Source organism: Lysinibacillus sp. RU7 (assembly GCF_057837305.1).
The window spans coordinates 98,704-119,750 of sequence record NZ_JBYQFK010000013.1; the positions used below are offsets into that span (position 1 = coordinate 98,704).

General features: G+C 39.8%; 20 protein-coding genes and 1 pseudogene. 18 read left to right on the plus strand and 3 right to left on the minus strand.

Annotation, left to right across the window (positions count from 1 at the left end; genetic code table 11):
- Window positions 1-38: 38 nt before the first annotated feature.
- Window positions 39-290 carry a DUF2627 domain-containing protein gene (locus tag AC3II9_RS11390; protein ID WP_391371955.1) on the minus strand — a complete coding sequence of 84 codons (252 nt, stop codon included), beginning with the start codon at window positions 288-290 and terminating at the stop codon, window positions 39-41.
- Window positions 291-578: 288 nt separating this feature from the next.
- Here AC3II9_RS11390 and AC3II9_RS11395 point away from each other — a divergent pair, with 288 nt between their 5' ends.
- The 11 genes and pseudogenes from AC3II9_RS11395 (at window position 579) to AC3II9_RS11445 (ending at window position 13,080) form a co-directional block, all read left to right on the plus strand.
- Window positions 579-1,673: a Glu/Leu/Phe/Val family dehydrogenase gene (locus AC3II9_RS11395; protein WP_489155524.1), complete on the plus strand. Its 1,095-nt coding sequence runs from the start codon at window positions 579-581 to the stop codon at window positions 1,671-1,673.
- 53 nt (window positions 1,674-1,726) lie between these two features.
- Window positions 1,727-3,142 carry a dihydrolipoyl dehydrogenase gene (lpdA, locus tag AC3II9_RS11400; protein WP_489155526.1) on the plus strand — a complete coding sequence of 472 codons (1,416 nt, stop codon included), beginning with the start codon at window positions 1,727-1,729 and terminating at the stop codon, window positions 3,140-3,142.
- A gap of 29 nt (window positions 3,143-3,171) precedes the next feature.
- Window positions 3,172-4,170 carry a thiamine pyrophosphate-dependent dehydrogenase E1 component subunit alpha gene (locus AC3II9_RS11405; protein ID WP_489155550.1) on the plus strand — a complete coding sequence of 333 codons (999 nt, stop codon included), beginning with the start codon at window positions 3,172-3,174 and terminating at the stop codon, window positions 4,168-4,170.
- Window positions 4,170-5,153, plus strand: coding sequence for an alpha-ketoacid dehydrogenase subunit beta (locus AC3II9_RS11410; protein ID WP_489155527.1), 984 nt, complete (start codon window positions 4,170-4,172; stop codon window positions 5,151-5,153). The genes AC3II9_RS11405 and AC3II9_RS11410 overlap by 1 nt, the downstream gene beginning before the upstream one ends.
- A 12-nt stretch (window positions 5,154-5,165) precedes the next feature.
- A pseudogene (locus tag AC3II9_RS11415) lies at window positions 5,166-5,652 on the plus strand (biotin/lipoyl-containing protein); the annotation flags it as partial.
- Window positions 5,631-6,473 carry a dihydrolipoamide acetyltransferase family protein gene (locus tag AC3II9_RS11420; RefSeq protein WP_489155552.1) on the plus strand — a complete coding sequence of 281 codons (843 nt, stop codon included), beginning with the start codon at window positions 5,631-5,633 and terminating at the stop codon, window positions 6,471-6,473. The pseudogene AC3II9_RS11415 and the gene AC3II9_RS11420, both read left to right, overlap by 22 nt.
- Window positions 6,474-6,604: 131 nt before the next feature.
- Window positions 6,605-8,287 carry a methylmalonyl-CoA mutase family protein gene (locus AC3II9_RS11425; protein ID WP_489155529.1) on the plus strand — a complete coding sequence of 561 codons (1,683 nt, stop codon included), beginning with the start codon at window positions 6,605-6,607 and terminating at the stop codon, window positions 8,285-8,287.
- Complete coding sequence (scpA, locus tag AC3II9_RS11430; protein ID WP_489155531.1) at window positions 8,284-10,431, plus strand: methylmalonyl-CoA mutase; 2,148 nt, start codon at window positions 8,284-8,286, stop codon at window positions 10,429-10,431. Before AC3II9_RS11425 ends, scpA begins: the two co-directional genes overlap by 4 nt.
- On the plus strand, window positions 10,431-11,516 hold the full coding sequence (gene meaB, locus AC3II9_RS11435; protein ID WP_489155532.1) for a methylmalonyl Co-A mutase-associated GTPase MeaB: 1,086 nt from the start codon (window positions 10,431-10,433) through the stop codon (window positions 11,514-11,516). The genes scpA and meaB overlap by 1 nt, the downstream gene beginning before the upstream one ends.
- Window positions 11,517-11,619: 103 nt before the next feature.
- Entirely contained in the window at window positions 11,620-12,060 is a 441-nt protein-coding gene (locus tag AC3II9_RS11440; protein ID WP_391371981.1) for a BrxA/BrxB family bacilliredoxin, read from the plus strand.
- Window positions 12,061-12,126: 66 nt separating this feature from the next.
- Window positions 12,127-13,080, plus strand: coding sequence for an aromatic acid exporter family protein (locus AC3II9_RS11445; RefSeq protein WP_489155534.1), 954 nt, complete (start codon window positions 12,127-12,129; stop codon window positions 13,078-13,080).
- A 31-nt stretch (window positions 13,081-13,111) separates the two neighbouring features.
- Here the strand turns inward: AC3II9_RS11445 and prli42 are convergent, their stop codons facing one another.
- Window positions 13,112-13,207: a stressosome-associated protein Prli42 gene (prli42, locus tag AC3II9_RS11450; protein ID WP_391371987.1), complete on the minus strand. Its 96-nt coding sequence runs from the start codon at window positions 13,205-13,207 to the stop codon at window positions 13,112-13,114.
- Window positions 13,208-13,322: 115 nt separating this feature from the next.
- Here prli42 and mce point away from each other — a divergent pair, with 115 nt between their 5' ends.
- The 7 genes from mce to AC3II9_RS11485 all read left to right on the plus strand — a co-directional run bounded on the left by mce (window position 13,323) and on the right by AC3II9_RS11485 (window position 20,442).
- Window positions 13,323-13,739 carry a methylmalonyl-CoA epimerase gene (gene mce / locus AC3II9_RS11455; RefSeq protein WP_391371990.1) on the plus strand — a complete coding sequence of 139 codons (417 nt, stop codon included), beginning with the start codon at window positions 13,323-13,325 and terminating at the stop codon, window positions 13,737-13,739.
- Complete coding sequence (locus AC3II9_RS11460) at window positions 13,739-15,298, plus strand: acyl-CoA carboxylase subunit beta (RefSeq protein ID WP_431029895.1); 1,560 nt, start codon at window positions 13,739-13,741, stop codon at window positions 15,296-15,298. The genes mce and AC3II9_RS11460 overlap by 1 nt, the downstream gene beginning before the upstream one ends.
- 166 nt (window positions 15,299-15,464) lie before the next feature.
- Complete coding sequence (locus AC3II9_RS11465) at window positions 15,465-16,421, plus strand: hypothetical protein (protein ID WP_489155535.1); 957 nt, start codon at window positions 15,465-15,467, stop codon at window positions 16,419-16,421.
- 73 nt (window positions 16,422-16,494) lie between these two features.
- Window positions 16,495-17,607, plus strand: coding sequence for a M20/M25/M40 family metallo-hydrolase (locus AC3II9_RS11470; protein ID WP_489155537.1), 1,113 nt, complete (start codon window positions 16,495-16,497; stop codon window positions 17,605-17,607).
- A gap of 17 nt (window positions 17,608-17,624) precedes the next feature.
- Window positions 17,625-18,110: a chemotaxis protein CheW gene (locus AC3II9_RS11475; protein ID WP_489155538.1), complete on the plus strand. Its 486-nt coding sequence runs from the start codon at window positions 17,625-17,627 to the stop codon at window positions 18,108-18,110.
- An 853-nt stretch (window positions 18,111-18,963) separates the two neighbouring features.
- Window positions 18,964-19,623 carry a ribonuclease H family protein gene (locus AC3II9_RS11480; protein WP_489155540.1) on the plus strand — a complete coding sequence of 220 codons (660 nt, stop codon included), beginning with the start codon at window positions 18,964-18,966 and terminating at the stop codon, window positions 19,621-19,623.
- A 303-nt stretch (window positions 19,624-19,926) separates the two neighbouring features.
- Window positions 19,927-20,442, plus strand: a complete 516-nt coding sequence (locus tag AC3II9_RS11485) for an acyl-CoA thioesterase (RefSeq protein WP_391372008.1) — start codon at window positions 19,927-19,929, stop codon at window positions 20,440-20,442.
- Between the two features lie 37 nt (window positions 20,443-20,479).
- Here AC3II9_RS11485 and AC3II9_RS11490 read toward each other — a convergent pair whose 3' ends face one another.
- Complete coding sequence (locus AC3II9_RS11490; RefSeq protein WP_489155542.1) at window positions 20,480-20,842, minus strand: hypothetical protein; 363 nt, start codon at window positions 20,840-20,842, stop codon at window positions 20,480-20,482.
- Between the last annotated feature and the right edge of the window lie 205 nt (window positions 20,843-21,047).

The window sequence follows — 21,047 nt, forward strand, 5'->3', positions numbered from 1 at the left end:
TATAAGAAAAAGACACATCTCGGTCGAGATGTGTCTTTTTAATCTTGAGATGTAGGTTTACGTTGCCAACGTGGTGCTACTTTACCTTTTTTACGATCACGGTGAAGTAGGAATCCGGCAAAGAACCCGAAGCCGGCTAAGAAGAAAATAATCCCGACAACGAATTGTAACCAAAGCCAAGGAAATGGGGAAATTAAATTACTGAATAACGTATCACGCATGAATTTAATTCCAGCAGCAGCCATTAAGCCGGGAATTAATAGAACGATAAACGCTGCCATACGAGCCATACAAAAAACCCTCCTAATCATAATCTCATTGTACAATGGTCATACTGAAAGTCAAGAATCGACCACTTTCTCTTTCTACTAAAATAACATCTAATAAGTTTTGAAAAATTAGAATATTCTTAATAAAAGACTTTTGTGCATTTTTATTTGCGTTCATTCCCAATAGAAAGTATTGTAAATTTATAAGGCAAATTATTATTGCTTTATAAGTATGTCCTCTACATAAAGTAGAAAAAATAATTTAATTCGAGTAAGTTTTGAAGATTTTATTAAGGAGGGTATAAGTATATGGAAATTTTTAAGTACATGGAAAAATACGATTATGAGCAGCTTGTAATTTGTCAAGATCAGGCATCAGGCTTAAAAGCAATTATCGCCATTCATGATACAACGTTAGGTCCGGCACTAGGTGGCTGTCGTATGTGGACATATGCGTCTGAAGAAGAAGCGATTGAAGATGCATTACGTCTTGCACGGGGCATGACGTATAAAAATGCCGCAGCCGGGTTAAATCTTGGTGGTGGGAAAACGGTCATTATCGGTGATCCATTTAAAGATAAAAATGAAGAAATGTTTCGTGCATTAGGGCGATTTATTCAAGGATTGAATGGTCGTTATATCACAGCGGAAGATGTAGGGACAACGGTTTCTGATATGGATATCATTCATGAAGAAACAAATTATGTCACAGGGATTTCACCAGCATTTGGTTCATCTGGAAATCCATCTCCTGTAACGGCATATGGTGTGTATTTAGGGATGAAAGCAGCTGCACTAGAAGCGTTTGGTAGTGAAAGTTTAAGCGGGAGAAAAATTGCGGTACAAGGTTTAGGAAATGTTGCGTATACATTATGTGAGTATTTATACAATGATGGTGCCGAACTTATTGTAACCGATATTAATGAAAAAGCGATTGATCGCGTAGTAGACAAGTTTGGTGCAACACGAGTAGCGCCACATGAAATTTATGAACAAGATGTAGATATTTTTGCACCGTGTGCATTAGGTGGAATTATTAATGATGAAACGATTCCGCAACTGAAAGTGAAAATCATTGCTGGCTCTGCGAATAATCAATTAAAAGAATCACGCCATGGCGATATTTTACATGAGCAAGGTATTCTCTATGCACCTGATTATGTAATTAATGCTGGCGGGGTGATTAACGTAGCGGATGAGCTTTACGGTTATAACCGTGACCGTGCGATGAAACGTGTAGAAACGATTTATGACAGTTTAATAAAAATCTTTGCTATTTCAAAAGAAGAAAATATTCCAACATATATTGCAGCAAACCGTTTAGCTGAACAACGCATTGCCAGGGTTGCAAAGTCACGTAGTCAGTTTTTACGAAATGAGAAAAGCATTCTAGGTGATAGATAGTTCATAGTGGGAGTGAAGTATACTTCACTTCCCCTGTCTTAAGGGGGATGTATATGGCAAAAGAATATGATGTGGTTATTTTAGGTGGCGGGACAGGTGGATATGTGGCAGCTATTCGTGCTTCGCAGTTAGGGCTAAAAGCAGCGATTGTGGAACGTGATAAGCTTGGTGGTACGTGCCTTCACAAAGGATGTATTCCAAGTAAAGCGCTATTAAGAAGCGCAGAAATTTATAGCCAATCGAAAAAAGCACATAGTTACGGGGTTGATGTGGCAGGGGTTACATTAAACTTTGAAAAGGTACAACATCGAAAACAACAAATCGTTGAGCAACTTTATACTGGTGTTCAGCATTTAATACAGAAGGGGAAAATAGACGTTTATCACGGAACAGGACGTATTTTAGGACCATCCATTTTTTCACCATTGCCAGGGACGATTAGTGTGGAAATGCAGGACGGTACAGACAATGAAATGCTTATACCGAAAAACGTCATCGTTGCAACGGGATCACGCCCGCGCATGTTGGATGGGGTAGATATTGACGGACAAACGATTATCACATCAGATGAGGCATTACAATTAGAGGCGTTACCGAAATCAATCATCATTGTCGGTGGGGGTGTAATCGGCATTGAATGGGCATCGTTGCTTGCTGATTTTGACGTAGCAGTAACGATTGTAGAATATGGAGAGCGTATTTTACCTACGGAGGACGTAGATATTTCCTCGGAAATGACAAAACTACTAAAAAGACGCAATATTCGTATTTTTACTAGTGCAATCATCGATACGAGCACAATCGAAGTTTCAACTAAAGAAGTTACATGTTCGCTAAAAACAGGAGAAGTATTGACAGCTGAAAAAATGTTGCTATCCATTGGTCGTACAGCAAATATTGAAAACATTGGCTTAGAAAATACTGAAATCGAAATTGAAAACGCTTGCATAAAAGTCGATGCACATTTTCAAACGAAAGAGCACCATATTTATGCGATCGGAGATGTAATCGGTGGCATGCAACTCGCACATGTTGCCTCATATGAAGGGATGCGAGCGGTAGAGCATATAGCTGGATTAAAAAATGAAACATTAAATTATTCCAATATAGCTCGCTGTGTGTATGGGAACCCAGAGATTGCGAGTGTGGGCTTAACAGAAATGCAGGCACAGGAGCAAGGGTTTGAAACGAAAGTGGCTAAATTCCCATTTAAAGCAATTGGGAAGGCGCTTGTCTATGGAGAAGCAGAAGGATTTGCAAAGGTAATCGCGGATCGTCACACAAATGATTTGTTAGGTGTTCATCTAATTGGTCCTCATGCGACGGATTTAATTTCAGAAGCGGCACTAAGTTTATTTTTAAACGCAACACCTTGGGAGATGGGGGCGACTATTCATCCACATCCATCACTGAGTGAAGTGTTAGGTGAAGCAGCACTTGCTATTGAAGGGAAGGCTATTCATTTTTAAATACGAGAGGGGATATTCGTATGACAGAAATGTTACATCATAGTAGTTTAGGTTTGACAAATGAGGATGTATGTAAAATGTACGAAACGATGCTATTAGCAAGGCGATTAGACGAGCGGATGTGGCTATTGAACCGTGCAGGAAAAATTCCGTTTGTTATTTCATGTCAAGGTCAAGAGGCAGCGCAGGTAGGGGCAGCATTTGCACTAGATTATACAAAAGACTATATTGCACCGTATTATCGCGATATGGGCGTTGTGCTTCACTTTGGGATGACAGCAAGGGATTTAATGCTTTCGGCTTTTGCCAAAGCCGAAGACCCAAACTCTGGGGGACGTCAAATGCCCGGGCACTTTGGCCAAAAGAAAAATCGTATTTTAACAGGTTCTTCACCTGTTACGACGCAAGTACCACATGCTGTAGGGGTAGCGCTTGCAGGGAAAATGCAACGTGAAGATTTTATCACATTTGTCACACTTGGAGAAGGCTCGTCCAATCAAGGCGATTTCCACGAAGGTGCAAACTTTGCAGGTGTTCATAAATTACCTGTCATTATTATGGTTGAAAATAATCAATATGCTATTTCGGTACCTGTTGAACGGCAATTAGCATGTAAGAAAGTATCTGATCGTGCGATTGGTTATGGGATGCCTGGGGTCACAGTAGATGGGAAAAACCCGTTAGAAGTGTATAAAGTAGTAAAAGAGGCGGCAGATAGAGCTAGAAAAGGCGAAGGACCGAGTTTAATCGAAACCGTCACATTTCGCTTAACAGCCCACTCTTCTGATGACGATCATCGTCAATATCGTACGGCAGAGGATATTGAAGAAGGGCGTGCACAAGACCCGATTCTGTTATTCGAAAAGTATTTAATGGAAACAGGTGTAGCAACAGCTGAAAGCTTGCAGGAGATAAATGAAAGAATACTAGAAATCGTGAATGATGCGACAGATTATGCGGAAGCTGCACCGTATGCAACACCAGAACATGCACTCAGATTTGTGTATGCAGAAGGGAGTGACGTCTAATGCCAGTAATGTCTTTTATTGAAGCCATTAATTTAGCGATGAAAGAGGAGATGGCGTCTGATGAGCGCGTCTTTATTTTAGGGGAAGATGTCGGACGCAAGGGTGGCGTATTTAAAGCAACGGTAGGATTATATGAACAGTTTGGTGAGGCACGTGTGTTAGATACACCACTTGCTGAAAGTGCAATTGCAGGTGTAGCCATTGGTGCAGCGATGTATGGGATGCGCCCGATTGCAGAAATGCAGTTTGCTGATTTTATAATGCCAGCTGTCAATCAAATTGTGTCAGAAGCGGCGAAAATTAGATATCGTTCGAATAATGATTGGTCGTGTCCACTTGTCGTCCGTGCTCCATTTGGAGGGGGAATCCATGGTGCACTTTACCATTCACAGTCAGTAGAAGCGCTATTTGCTGGTACACCAGGTTTGAAAATTGTCATTCCATCAACCCCTTATGATGCAAAAGGGTTACTAAAGGCAGCCATTCGAGATGAGGACCCGGTGTTGTTTTTTGAGCATAAAAAAGCATACCGATTAATTAAAGGTGAAGTCCCGCTAGAAGATTATACGCTACCAATTGGCAAAGCAGATGTAAAACGTGACGGAGATGACATCACGGTTATTACTTATGGGCTAGCTGTTCATTTTGCGATGCAGGCAGCAGAAAGGCTAGCAACCGATGGAATAGAAGCACATATTCTCGATTTGCGAACGGTTTATCCACTCGATCAAGCAGCGATTATTGAAGCAGCAGCTAAAACAGGAAAAGTACTGCTAGTCACAGAAGATAATAAGGAAGGAAGCATTATGAGTGAGGTTGCGGCTATTATTGCAGAACATTGTTTGTTTGAACTAGACGCACCGATTCAACGCTTAGCTGGACCCGATGTACCAGCAATGCCATATGCGCCAACGATGGAGAAATTTTATATGATTAGTCCAGAAAAAATTGAGCGAGCAATGCGTCAACTTGCTGCATTTTAGGAGGAGAGCGTTATGATTCAAAACATTACGATGCCTCAGCTTGGGGAAAGTGTCACAGAAGGTACGATTGAACGTTGGCTTGTAAAAGTGGGAGACCGCGTAAATAAATACGATCCATTGGCAGAAGTCCTGACAGATAAGGTGCAAGCAGAAATTCCCTCGTCCTTTAGTGGCATTATTCAAGAGTTAATTGCTGTTGAAGGCGAGACACTTCCAGTAGGGGCGGTTGTTTGTACCGTTCAAATCGAAAGTAGCAATGAACTACCAGCTGCGCCGGAAACCAAAAAATCTAATGTTTCTGCCGCTATTTTAAATGCAGGTGTGCATAAACCCTTATCTAAAAAAGAAGATCCCTCATCAAAAAGAGAGCTACGTGAGCCGAAAGCAAAGGCACGTTATTCACCAGCCGTATTGAAGCTTGCCGCAGAATATGCGGTTGATTTAGAAAAGATGGAAGGTACAGGGTTTGAAGGGCGGATTACACGAAAAGATGTATTAGCAATGATCAATACTGGCCAACAACAAAGTGAACCTGTGTCAACACCAGTTGCGCTTGAAGTGCAGCAAGAGGTGCAGCAAAACGTACCATTACGAAAAGAACAAACAGCTTTAAAAAGTGGAGATATCGAACTACCGATTACAAGCGTACGACGAGCGATTGCAAATAATATGGTGCGCAGTAAGCAAGAGATTCCTCATGCATGGATGATGATCGAAGTAGATGTAACAGAGTTAGTTGCATATCGTGATGCCATGAAAGAGGAGTTTAAGCGGCAAGAAGGCTACAATTTAACGTATTTTGCGTTTTTCATCAAAGCGGTGGCACAGGCATTAAAGGAATTCCCGATGATCAATTCCACATGGGCAGGAGACAAAATCATTCAAAAAAAGGATATTCATATGTCCATTGCGGTCGCAGCAGATGACCAATTATTTGTCCCTGTTATAAAACACGCTGATGAAAAGTCAATAAAAGGAATAGCGCGTGAAATTCATGAACTTTCACAGCTGGCAAGAACTAAAAACCTACGTCCTGAGCATGTTTCGGACGGAACTTTCACCATCAATAATACAGGTTCGTTTGGCTCGATTCAGTCAGCAGGTATTATTAATTATCCGCAAGCTGCTATACTACAGGTGGAAAGTATTGTAAAAAAACCGGTAGTAATTGGTGGAAATATGCTTGCTATACGTGATATAGTCAATCTTTGTTTATCATTAGATCATCGAGTACTCGATGGACTTATTTGCGGTAATTTTCTGAAAAGAGTAAAAGAAATACTCGAAAACACGGATAAAAATAAGATGTCAGTCTACTGACAACTCCAAGGAAGCCTATAAATATAGGCTTCCTTTAATTTTTATACTTTATTGTAAGCACTTTCTCATGTAAAATACATTGTAGAATATAGTAAGGGGGGAAGCTAATTAGCGTCCACATGTCAACTAACATGAAAGAAATACAATTTCCGGCAGCTAGTTATGAACAATGGAAAGAGCAGGCAATCGCTGCTTTAAAAGGAAAACCATTTGAGTCATTGTTCACAAAAACAATCGAAGGGGTTACACTTGAGCCACTTTATACACAAGAAATGCTTGTAGAAAAATTAGGCGATCAGCTTGAGAAACAAGTAGCGACAATCCGTACGTTATCGGCAACGAATGGATTACAAATCGCACAACAAATCACAGGCGATTCACCAGAGAAGTTTTTCGCGCATTTAGAAGATAGTTTAGCACGCGGCAACAAAGTAATTACAATTGATAGCCGTCTACCATTCGCATTAGATGAGCAAATAATTGCTAAATTGTCGAGTTATTTAACAGAATATTCGTTTAAATTTATTGTTGAAAACGCAAATGACCCAATTTTAGCCGTGTTCAACGCAATCGAAGAAGGCAAACGTACGAATGTCGAAGGCTATATCCTAAGCAACGATGTAATTGATTTAGCAGACTATCCAAATGTACGAACTTCGGTAGCAAACACAGTACCATATCATAACGATGGTGCAAATGCTGTACAAGAGTTAGCAATTGCATTAGCACTTGCGGCAAAACAAGTAAAAGCAGCTGCATCTTATGAAGCATTTGCTTCTAAGTTTTTCGTCAACTTTGCTATTGATACACAATTCTTTGCAGAAATCGCTAAACTTCGCGCTTTTAAAGTGCTATGGAAAGCGTTTGCAAATGGGGTTGGTGCAGAAGCAATCGCTGTACCAATTGTCGCTGAAACATCCGTACGTAGCTTCTCAAAAGTAGACGTTTATGTAAACTTATTACGTGCTGGAAACGAGGCATTTGCTGGCGCAATTGGTGGTGCTGATGTATTTACAGTGCATCCACATGATGTGTTATCAAAACCAACTACTACATCAACACGTATTGCACAAAATGTACTATTAGTCATTAATGAAGAATCGCAAGTATTGAATGTATTAGATCCAGCAGGCGGTTCATATTTCATCGAATCATTAACAGCGGATTACGTAAAAGCGGCTTGGGCGCTATTCTTAGAAATTGAAGAAGCAGGCGGTATTGATGCATATGCAGATACGTTAGCAGCACAAATTGCAGACGTTTATGCACAACGTATTAAAGCAGTTGAAACACGTAAGCATTCACTAATCGGTACGAACATCTACGCAAATCCAGCAGATGAACTACCAACAGAAGAGAATGTACAATTTGCAAATGTAAAACGCTTAGCGATTCCATTCGAAAACTTACGTAAAGAATTTGCAGCAGCGAATGCTAAAATTGCCATTTTAACATTCGGTGAATTAAAGAACTTCAAGCCACGTGCAGACTTTGTAGCAGGCTTCTTTAATACAGCGGGTATTACACCAGAGCAATCAGGTGCAATCGATACAATCGATGCAGCAAAAGCTTGGTTAGCACAAGCAGACTTCAATTACGTATGTATAGCAGCAACAGATGATGATACAAAAGCGTTAGTCCCTGCATTACTGGAAGACAAGCCAGCTCATATCGTGTTAGATGCAGCAGGTAAGTTTAAAGAAGAAGCAGATACTTGGACAGCACAAGGCTTAAACGGCTTTATCTTCGCTGGTCAAAACATCATTGAAAAATTAAATGCTGTAACTGCTAGCATGAAGGAGGTACAACGATGAGCGCAAACTTTAAATCAGTTGTGATCGAGGACGTGCTAAAGGCAGAACAAGTAGAAGCAAACGGCACATTTTTAACGAATGAAGGCATCGAAGTAAAATCTGTATACAATGCAGAAGACATTAAAGATGTAAAACATACACAAGACGTAGCGGGTATTGCACCAAATACACGTGGACCTTACCCAACAATGTACGTAGCTCGTCCTTGGACAGTACGTCAATATGCAGGTTTCTCAACGGCAGAGGAATCGAATGCATTTTACCGTCGTAACTTAGCGATGGGGCAAAAAGGTCTTTCAGTAGCATTCGATTTAGCCACACACCGTGGCTATGACTCAGATCACCCACGTGTAACAGGTGATGTTGGGAAAGCCGGCGTTGCGATTGACTCTGTAGAAGATGCAAAGATTTTATTTGATGGGATTCCACTTGATCAAATGTCTGTATCGATGACAATGAACGGTGCAGTATTACCAGTTCTTGCATTCTATATTATTGCAGCAGAAGAGCAAGGAGTAACACCAGATAAACTTGCTGGTACAATCCAAAATGACATTTTAAAAGAGTATATGGTACGTAATACGTACATTTACCCACCAGCAATGTCGATGAAAATTATTGCTGACATTTTTGAATATACATCAAAATTTATGCCAAAATTCAATTCGATTTCCATTTCGGGTTACCATATCCAAGAAGCAGGGGCGACAAACGACATCGAGCTTGGTTACACGCTTGCAGATGGTCTTGAGTATGTACGTACAGGTCTTAAAGCGGGTATCGACATCGACAAGTTTGCACCGCGTTTATCATTCTTCTGGGCAATCGGCATGAACTACTACATGGAAGTGGCAAAAATGCGTGCAGGTCGTCGTATTTGGGCGCAAATGATGTCGACATTCGAGCCGAAGAGTTCAAAATCTTTAGCATTACGTACGCACTCTCAAACGTCTGGATGGTCTTTAACAGAGCAAGATCCATTCAACAACGTAGCGCGTACATTAATCGAAGCAAATGCAGCTGCGATGGGCCATACACAGTCACTTCACACAAACGCATTAGACGAAGCAATTGCTTTACCAACAGACTTCTCAGCGCGTATTGCTCGTAATACACAGTTATTCTTACAAGAAGAAACAGGTATGACGAAAGTAATCGATCCATGGGGTGGTTCTTACTACGTGGAGAAATTAACAGAAGAATTACAAGAAAAAGCATGGGAATTAATCGAAGAAATCGAAGAGCTTGGCGGAATGGCAAAAGCGATCGATACAGGTTTACCGAAAATGAAAGTTGAAGAAGCTGCGGCGAAACGCCAAGCGAAAATCGACTCAAAAGCAGAAACGATTGTTGGTGTAAACCAATACCGTTTAGCAGAAGAAGAGCCAATCGATATTCTTGACATTGACAACACAGTTGTACGTCAAAAACAAATCGAGCGTTTAGAAAAAATGAAAGCAGAACGTAACGAAGAAGAAGTACAAAAGCATTTAGCTCGTTTAACAAAAGCAGCTGAAGATGGATCTGAAAACTTACTTGCTGTAGCAGTAGATGCTGCACGTGCTCGCGCATCTTTAGGGGAAATTTCAGATGCAATCGAAAAAGTATCAGGTCGTCATAAAGCGGTAATCCGTTCAATTTCTGGTGTTTACTCGTCGAACTTTGCAGATGATGAGGTAATCAAAGAAGTAAAACAAATGACGGAAGAGTTCTTAGAAAACGAAGGGCGTCGTCCACGTATTTTAGTAGCCAAAATGGGACAAGACGGTCATGACCGTGGTGCAAAAGTTGTTGCAACAGCGTATGCGGATCTTGGTTTCGATGTGGACATTTCTCCACTATTCATGACGCCAGCTGAAACAGCTCAAATGGCTGTAGAAAATGACGTACACTGTGTAGGTGTATCTTCACTTGCAGCGGGTCATAAAACATTAGTACCAGAATTAGTCGCTGAACTGAAAAAATTAGGCCGTGAAGATATCATTGTCATTTGTGGTGGTGTAATCCCAGCACAAGATTATGACTTCCTATACGAAGCTGGGGCAAAAGCAATCTTCGGTCCTGGTACAGTTCTTCCAGTAGCAGCTCAAAAATTAATTGAGGAAATCTACAAACAGTTAGGCTACGAGGAAGTGGCAAACTAATGGAATACTTTAAAGGGATGGAAGATAAAGGCTTAATTGTCATGGAAGGCGTGAAAGGTGGTCATGATGGTATGAGTCACTCAGCCCCGAAACGATTCCGTAAAAAAAAGCAAGAACCGCTTGATATCCCTGCCTTAGCAAGTGAAGTACGTGCCGGTTCACGTACTTCGCTTTCCAAGGCGATTACGCTTGTCGAAAGTTCCAATGCTGAGCATAAGGAGCAGGGGCAAACATTACTGCAAGAGCTACTACCGTTTACGGGTAACAGTATTCGTATTGGCATTACAGGTGTACCAGGTGCAGGTAAATCTTCGTTTATCGAGGCATTTGGGACGATGCTCTGTAAAATGGGCAAAAAAGTAGCGGTACTTGCAATTGATCCAAGTTCCTCATTATCTGGCGGGAGTATTTTAGGCGATAAAACGCGTATGGAAGAGCTTGTTCGTCAAGAAAATGCATTCGTTCGTCCATCACCTTCCGCAGGTACATTAGGTGGCGTCCATAAGAAAACGCGTGAAACGATGCTCATTTGTGAAGCAGCTGGCTATGATGTCATTTTAATTGAAACGGTTGGCGTTGGACAAAGTGAGACGTATGTACGCGGCATGGTCGACTTCTTCTTGCTACTTGTATTAACAGGAGCGGGAGACGAGCTACAAGGCATGAAAAAAGGAATTATGGAATTAGCGGACGGGATTTTAGTGCATAAAGCCGATGGTGATAATGTACGTCCAGCACGAAGAACGGTGCAAGAGTATAAGCAAATTTTACACTTTCTACAGCCGTCCACACCAGGGTGGGTTAGTACATCACTTGCTGCGTCCTCAATGGAAAAAACGGGTTTGGAAGATGTATGGAATATGCTGTTGACTTTTGAGGAAACGATTAAAAAATCAAATTATTGGACAGTACGCCGTCATGAACAAACACGTGATTGGTTCCATACGATGATTACGGATCACTTAATCGATTCCTTTTACCAAAATCCGTCACGTAAAGTGCAAGTTCGCGAGTTAGAGGATGCCATTTTAAATGGTCGACTAACTGTGACACAAGGGGTTAATCAATTATTTGATGAAAAATAAGGATAATTGGTTATTAAACAATCGATTCTGCAACTGAAGTCCTTTGCAACGCCCGAACGAACTTGCTATGATAAAATGGTATTGTGAAAGGAGCGATGAATCGATGAATATGGACTACGATTTATTTATGCAGCAAATTACAACGACAGCACGTGCTGAAATGGAAGCAGCGGGCTACGAACAATTACGTACACCTGAAGAGGTGGAAGCGGCGTTTGAACGTCCTGGTACAACCCTTGTTCTGGTGAACTCTGTATGTGGATGTGCAGGGGGAATTGCTCGCCCAGCAGCTGGTGCAGCGATTCACTATGATAAGCGTCCAGATCATTTAGTAACAGTATTTGCAGGTCAAGACAAAGAGGCGACTGCAGCAGCTCGTTATCTTTTTGGTGAAGATCACTTACCATCATCGCCATCATTTGTTTTATTAAAAGATGGTCAAGTAGTGGCAGAAGTGGGACGTTACGAGATTGAAGGACATGATCCTGTTAGTGTTGTTACGAACTTACAAGGTTACTTTGAAGAATACTGCGAGGAAGTATAAAAAAGCCGGTGCAGTCCCGTTATTGATGGGACTTGCACTTCCTATTAAAAAAAGGGAGAGCGCTCGATGAAAAAATTTTCAATCGGCTATCGTACATTAAAGACGGCGCTTGGTGCTTCTGTTGCGATAGCAATCGCGCAGTACTGTAACTTAGATTTTTTTACTGCCGCAGGAATTTTAACCGTTTTGAGCGTACAGCCGACGAAAAAGAAATCGCTTCATGCCGTGTACACACGTGTGGTAGCAAGTGCTATCGCAATGATACTTGCATACGTATTTTTCGAAATATTTGGATATAACCCCGTTATTCTCGGAATAATGCTTGTCGTTTTTATACCAACAATTGTATCGGTTGGTGTAATCGCAGGTTTTATCTCCAGTGCAGTCATTATTATGCACATTTATGCGGAAGCCCATTTTACATTAGCACTTTTCTATAATGAATTAGCATTAATGGCAATTGGCTATACAGTAGGTTTAGTAGTGAATATGTACATGCCAGATATTCAAAAGGAACTTGACTGGTACCGAAGAGAAATTGAATCCTTATACAAAAAAATATTTTCTGAAATTGCGAAATATTTAAAGGAAGGGGATATGCTTTGGGATGGTCATGAACTTGTAAAAGCTGTCGAAATATTAAATAAGGCAAAAGCACTTGCTTTCCAGGATGTTGAAAATCATCTTACACGTAAGAAAAATGCATATTATGTCTATTTTGATATGCGGGAACAACAACTGGAGATCATTGAACGTGTTTTGCCGAAAATTACTGCCCTACCTGTTATAGTACAACAATCGGAATTAGTCGCTGTTTTTATGGAAGAGCTAAGTGAACATGTTCATTCAGGCAATACAGCTAGTCATTTTAGAGAAAAACTAAATGAAGTAAAAGTAGAGTTCGCCAATATGCCATTACCAAATGACCATCAAACATTTAGAGCTATGGCAGCATTGTATCAGTTTATTGAGGAAATGGATGCGTATTTAGCAATCAAGCAATCTTTTAAGGGGTTGTAATAAAAAAGATGGATGCAACATCGCATCCACCTTACATAATAGCAGCTAAACCTAGTCCAATCGTTGAAATTAACATAATGACAATCATTGTATAGACAACGATTTTTTGAAATTTCTTATTGCTCATACGTATTCGCTCCTTCTTTTCTCTTTATTTAGTGTATCAAATTTAAAGAAATTCTCAAGTAGTTATCGCTTAATACAAAGCGGCAATATAGCCATTTATAAGGGGAGTTTACACAATGGAAAAAGTAGACCACATTGGAATCGCAGTACGCAATATCGATGAACGTATTACATATTATACGGAAACACTTGGTTTAAAACTTTTAAAATTAGAAGAAGTAGAATCTCAACAAGTGAAAGTAGCTTTCATCGATGCTGGAAACGTAAAAATTGAGCTTTTAGAACCAATGAGTGAAAAAAGTGCAATTCATGGTTTCTTAGAAAAACGCGGTGAAGGCATTCATCACGTAGCATTTGGTGTTACAGGTATCCGTGAGCGCATGGCTGAACTTCGTGAAAAAGGTGTACGCCTTCTTTCAGATGAACCAGGTCCTGGTGCAGGCGGCGCTGAAGTAGCGTTCTTACATCCGAAAGACTCTTTCGGTGTACTATACGAATTATGTGATAAAAGTGGAAAAGGGGAGCAAAAATAATGGCACTTACTGTAGATATGTTTGACAAAATCAATGAACTATATGATCGCAAAGGGATTATTGAATTAGGTGGCGGTGACGCTCGTATCGAAAAACAACACGAAAAAGGCAAAATGACTGCTCGTGAGCGTATCGAGATGTTACTTGACGAAGGCACTTTCGTAGAAATCAACCCATTCATCACACACCGTACGGTAGACTTTGGTATGGAAAAATTAGAAGGCCCTGGTGACGGTGTAGTAACTGGTTTTGGTAAAATCAACGGCCGTAACGTATACTTATTCGCACAAGATTTCACTGTATTCGGTGGTGCACTTGGTGAAATGCACGCGAAAAAAATTGCAACAGCAATGGACTTAGCTGCGAAAAACGGTACACCTTTCATCGGTATTAACGATTCAGGCGGTGCGCGTATTCAGGAAGGCGTACTTTCTTTAGATGGTTATGGTCACATTTTCTACCGTAACTCTATTTATTCTGGTGTAATTCCACAAATTTCAGTAATTATGGGACCATGTGCGGGTGGAGCAGTTTACTCTCCAGCGATTACGGACTTTATCTTAATGGTAGATAAAACGTCTCAAATGTTCATCACAGGACCGAAAGTAATCGAAACGGTAACAGGTGAGAAAATTTCTTCTGAAGGTTTAGGTGGTTCAAAAGTACACAACGCGATTTCTGGTAACGCCCACTTCCGTGCTGAAAGCGAAGAAGCAGCGATTGCTCAAATCCAACAATTATTATCTTACTTACCACAAAACAATAAAGAAAAAGCACCAAAAGCAGAATATACTGCTGGAGATGAGTATCGCTCAGAGCTTGTAGACGTTGTGCCAATCGACCAAACAAAATCGTATGATGTGCGTAAAGTTGTGGAGCTAGTAGTGGACGAAGGTTCATTTATGGAAGTTCAAAAAGAATTCGCGAAAAACATCGTAGTTGGTTTCGCTCGTATCGCGGGTGAATCGGTAGGTCTTGTATGTAACCAACCGAAGTTCTTAGCTGGTGGTTTAGATATCGATTCTTCAGACAAATTAGCTCGTTTCGTACGTACGTGTGACGCGTTCAACGTACCTGTAATTACATTCGAAGACGTATCTGGCTTCTTCCCAGGTGTAAAACAAGAGCACGGTGGTATTATCCGTCACGGCGCGAAAATCCTTTATGCTTACTCAGAAGCAACTGTACCAAAAATTACAGTGATCTTACGTAAAGCATACGGTGGTGCATATGTAGCGCTTAACTCTAAAGCAATCGGTGCGGACTTAGTATTCGCTTGGCCAAACGCTGAAATCGCGGTAATGGGTGCTGCTGGTGCGGCAAACATCATCCATGCTGGTGAAATCGCAAAATCGGCTGACCCAGAAGCAACACGTGCTCAAAAAATCGAAGAGTACAAAGAGAAGTTCGCAAACCCTTACGTTGCAGCATCTCGCGGTATGGTAGACGATGTAATCGATCCACGCGAAACACGTATTAAGCTAATCCAAGCATTAGATATGCTTTCTACAAAACACGAAGACCGTCCATACAAAAAACACGGCAATATCCCTCTATAAGAAGCGAACAAAATCGCTCTCACCACTTGTGAGAGCGTTTTTTTAGTGTGACGATATCTGTATGAGGAGAACAATATTTCACGCTATTTTTGCTCAAGACAGGTCTTTCTTATGTCCTATTTTTCTTATAGTAGTAAAATCACCGCAATAGTATAAGGAGGAAAAAATGAATTTAATTGAATTGCAACAACAACTCCAAAGTTATAAAATGCAAATCCTTTCACTAGAGAAGTTAAAAAAGCAACAAGTATCATTAGAACATCAAATGAAGCATGTAGCAGTTAATATTGAAAAATACGAACAAGATTTAAAAGATGCGCGCAAAAAATTAAACAAATTAGAAGGTTTTTCTTTTGTGAATGTATTTCGTACATGGACAGGCAAACAGCAAGAGTTATTAGAAGAACGCTTAGATGTGATGGCAACGAAAGAGTTAAAACTGATTGAAGCCCAACTGATGCAGGAAGATTTAAATGATGATTTAGTCGACACGATTTACAAAATAAATGCCATGAATGAGTTGTATTTAATCGATCAAATCAAAGAGCTTGAAAACAAAATTCAACTGTACTATATGGCGAATCATCAAGAAAAAGCCGCTATATTAGATGAAATCATTGAACAACAATTTTTAGTGCAACAATTATTAACTGAAATACATGAGGCGATTACAGCAGGAAAAGAAGCGCAACGAAAACTGGTTGAAGCGGCGAAAGCATTGCAGACAGCAAAGAATTATTCAACATGGGATACATTTTTAGGTGGGGGCCTCATTGCCACAACATTAAAACACCAGGAACTTGATAAGTCTAATGCGTATTTGCATCGAGCGCAAATAGCTCTCCAACGTTTTCAAAATGAATTATTAGACATTCAAGAAATGAAACATGAAACATTACAAATCGATACAGATGGTTTTGTCAAATTTGCTGATTTCTTCTTAGATGATGTATTTTCAGCATGGTCCATTCATTCGAAAATCTCCACTTCTACAAACCAAATTTCACGTGTATTAGATGATGTATCGAATACATTGCTTGCACTGAAACATAAGCTTGAAATAGTAGAGCAACAAAAAGAACAATTATCTGTAAAAAAAGCGAAACTGCTATCAGATGAATAGGAATAATTGTTTTTCATTGGTGATAAAGGTAGAATAGTACTATCTTATTTTGGATTAAAAGGGAGTGTACTTTATGACTACTCGCGTTGTAAAAGAATTTTTAGAACTGGTACAAATTGACTCTGAAACGAAACACGAAGAAATAATCGCACCAATTCTTGTGAAAAAGCTTGAAGAGATGGGCTTTGATGTTGTACAAGATGATGCACATACACGCAATGGACACGGAGCAGGGAATATTATTGCTACTTTAAAAGGTACACTGAATGTAGAGCCGATTTACTTTACTGTACATATGGATACAGTTGTACCAGGAAAAGGGATTAAGCCAGAAATTCGCGAAGACGGCTATATTTACTCAGACGGAACAACGATTTTAGGTGCGGATGATAAAGCAGGGATGGCTGCGTTATTTGAAATGGCACGCCGTTTAAAAGAGCAACATATTGCGCATGGTACGATCCAGTTTATTATTACGGCGGGAGAAGAAAGCGGTTTAGTTGGTGCAAAAGAGCTGGATCCATCGATGATACTAGCGAAATATGGATTTGCGGTGGATAGTAATGGCAAAGTAGGCGAGATTGTTGTAGCAGCACCGTTCCAAGCGCGGATTGAGGCAAAGATTATGGGGAAAACAGCTCATGCAGGTGTGGCACCTGAAAAAGGGATTTCAGCCATTACGCTCGCTGCAAAATCCATTGCACAGATGAAGCTAGGTCGCCTAGATGAAGAAACAACCGCTAATATCGGCCGATTTGAGGGTGGCAAAGCAACAAATATTGTTTGTGATGAAGTATATATTTTAGCGGAAGCACGCTCTATTGACGAGGCTAAACTAAACGCACAAACGGCACATATGAAAGAAACATTTGAAACTGTTTCAGCACAGCTAGGGGGGCGGGCAGAAGTAGATGTACAGCTCATGTACCCTGGTTTTAGAGCAACTGAAGCTGATAAAGTAGTACAAGTAGCAATGGAAGCAGCACGTCAAGTAGATAGAGAGCCAACATTAGGCATTTCAGGTGGCGGTAGTGATGCTAACGTCATTGCTGGATTTGGTATTCCAACTGTAAACTTAGCAGTAGGCTATGAAGAAATTCATACAACAAATGAACGTATGCCAATTGAAGAACTAGAAAAGCTAGCGGATTATTTAGTTGAAATTGTAAAGTGCGCAGGAAAATAACAGAAAGAGGAGTTACTATGGGATTTGAAAAATCAGTTGTATTTGCTTGTGGACAGGAAGAATATGCCGTACCAGTAGAACAAGTTGTATCCATCGAAAAGTTAGAGCGTATTACACCTATTCCACACTTACCGAATTATTTGTTAGGCTTCACACGCATGCGTGGGGAGGTCATTCCAGTGATTGATTTTCAACGTATTTTATATCATCAGTCAAGTCAAGGTGAACAAGTACGTATTATTATTTTAAATACGGATGTCGTAAATTATGGACTGGTTGTAACAGATGCGCGTGAAATACTAGATTTCGATCCGAGTGTTTTAAAACAAGTAGGTCTTGTAAATTATGCAAAAACGGCTTATTTTACAGCTGTTGCTAATTTAGAAGAGCGTATGATTACATGTGTTGATCCGAAAATTTTAGTGAATTCATTAGAAGGAATTCGTGAAATTATCGAATACCTACACAAAATGTTAGGCGACGAAGAAAATGTAAAGGCTTAATATATGAAAGAGTTCCGTACATGTGAAAACTAGTGCATTCAAGAGAGGAGATAAGCTCGCTGTCTAGACGATAGCGAGCTTATCTTTTGGAGCTAACAGTTAGTGGGGTTTTGTTTCTATAGCTTGCCAATCGATACGTGTTAGTGTTGTTTTTATTATTTGTTCATTTACATTATTCCATATAGGAGTAGCGTAAGTGACTATATGAAATACTCCAGGGACTTCAGTTTGAGTAGCAATAAGCGTACGCGTTTTTGGTTTCGAGTTATTACTAGAATGTGTCATTGTTTTTTTCCTTTCAAGAATGTTGGTTTATCTTCACCACTTACGGTGATGAGTAATGATGTACTAATTTTACCCTATATTACCTTAAAGTTACATATATTTGCTCAAAGAAATATGTGAAAAGCGAGTTAGTTGTAGCAGAAACCAACATATTCCCATGTCTTCGTTAACAAGATAAAAAGTCAGGTGTGTTGATTATCAAAATATTTCCTGTATAGAAGTGTGTTTCTTTAGCAAAAACGTAATCAAAAATGACTTGCCAGTTGATTGTAGCGGAATCGGCGAGACTCCTACGGGAATAGCATGAGCTGAAGACCCCGCAGGAGTGAGGTACGAGCGACGAGGAGGCTGAGGCCATGCCCGTGGAAAGCGAGCCGAATGGAGCGGAAATCAACGTTTTACACGATTTCATTAACAATAAAAGGTAAATCAACACGCTTGATAAAAAGTTGGAAAAAGAAAATCGAAAAATATTTTATAAGTCGCATAAGTCCTGCTACTCCTTTACGTATAAAGGAGGGGCTTTTTTGTTATAATAAAGGAAATATTAGGAAAGGTTTGATTCGCCTTGAAACTAACAATTGAGTGGACATATAAAACACCTAAAGGGGCAACGACAATCTTTCGCTCAGAACCGATGAGCGTTGAACATACGCTGATGATTGTGGAAGATTTAGAACGTACTGGTCGTGTGAAAACGATAGAAATTATGGATGAACATGATAGTACATGGATGATCAAAGAGTTGAAAAAGTATATAAAAGAAATGGAGACAGAACCGCATAATATTACGGTGTATTTTGACGGTGGCTTTGATGTGCAAACAAAAGGTTCAGGTCTTGGTGTCGCGATTTATTATGAGAAAGATGGTAAGTCTTACCGCTTGCGTCGTAATGCATATGTATCAAGTTTAGATTCAAACAATGAGGCAGAATATGCAGCATTGCATTTAAGTTTAGTGGAATTAGAGTTAATGGATGTGCATCATCAAACGGTACGCTTTATCGGTGATTCCCAAGTGGTGATCAATCAATTAAACGGGGAATGGCCAGCTTATGAGCAAAATTTAGCAAGCTGGGCAGATAAAATAGAAGGTAAGCTACAATCATTAGGGATTAGACCGGAATATGAACTCATTTCTCGAAAACAAAATACGGAAGCAGATCGCCTTGCTACACAAGCACTTCAAGGAACCGATATTTCAGGAGAAATTGAATTGCAATCATAAATTGCGAAAGCCTACACAGCAATAGTTTAAACTGAAAAAGCCCATCACCTTTAATGTAGGAAAGTTGTATGATATTCAAAAATGTAAGAAGTTTGTTGTTTCCATTATTCTATAAAAGTGAAGAGTCGATTTGTACCAATAATGCTGGTATAAATCGACTTTTTTAGTGACTTCTCCAGTTAACATGAGATGTATTTTTGGATTATGTATAGAAAAATGACATTTAATAGCTTAAAATGAACTTTAAGTATAGAAATGATGTAGTAAAGATGAGGTGTATATGGGAGAATAGGGGGAGTTTAGGTGGAAGAAACAAAATATTGTAAAGATTCACGTGTGTTGAGATCGGGGCGTGTATTTCCAAATGATTTCAATAATCATAACACGCTTTTTGGTGGACGCTTATTAAGTGACATGGACCAAGTAGCATCCATTTCTGCTGCAAAGCACAGTCGTCGTGAGTGTGTCACGGCTTCAGTGGATACAGTCGAATTTTTACAGCCCATTCGTCCAGAAGAGTCCGTCACATTTGAGTCATTTGTTATATGGACAGGAACAAGTTCGATGGAAATATTTATTAAAGTATATGCGGAAAATTTGCGTACAGGGGAACATAAAATCGCTGCTATTGCCTATTTTACATTTATAGCACTTGACGAAAATCGAAAGCCGGTAAAAGTACCGCAAGTGATTCCTGAAACATCGGAGGAACGGTATTTATTTGAAAAATCTAAGCAACGTGCACTATTCCGAGAAGATAAGCAAATCCATAATAAAGAAATCATTTTATACTTACGTGAAAATCATGTAATGAGCTAATGAAAAGGCGTGATGCAGTGAAGTAACTGCTCACGCCTTAGTCATGTGACGTATGAATTGCCAAGTGACCGAAAGGATAAATGGAATCATGTAGCATCAATTCATTTGTTTTGTATAGTTGTTCTTGCATTTTTGTTTTGTGAACAAGCGTGAGAAATGTTGGTATGACAACTTGCTGTTTAGTATTAATAGCAGTGAAAGTATTAATAGGTATATTGGATTCGGTAATGTTTCGCTTAGGCAGTATTTCAGTGTTATCTACGCTATAGACTTCAAAATCACCATTTACGCCGTGCATACTACTTAAACCAGTTTCATTTTCCTCCTTTGCGAACGAGACTGAGAGAATAAAGCTACCAATGACTAAAAATGCAATGAAAGCGTTTACTAACTTTTTCATACGATTCACACCTATTCTAATAGTATTCACCTATCTACTACATATGTATGTTCATCTATTATTTATGCCTCTAATGTGTATTTATTATCTCTCGAAATGAACTATTAACTTATAATGAGTAAATTTACAAACATATATTACCATTTGAGTAACCGTTGCTTTCCGCTCCGGCACTCGCTTTCCACGGGCGAGATCAAGCCTCCTC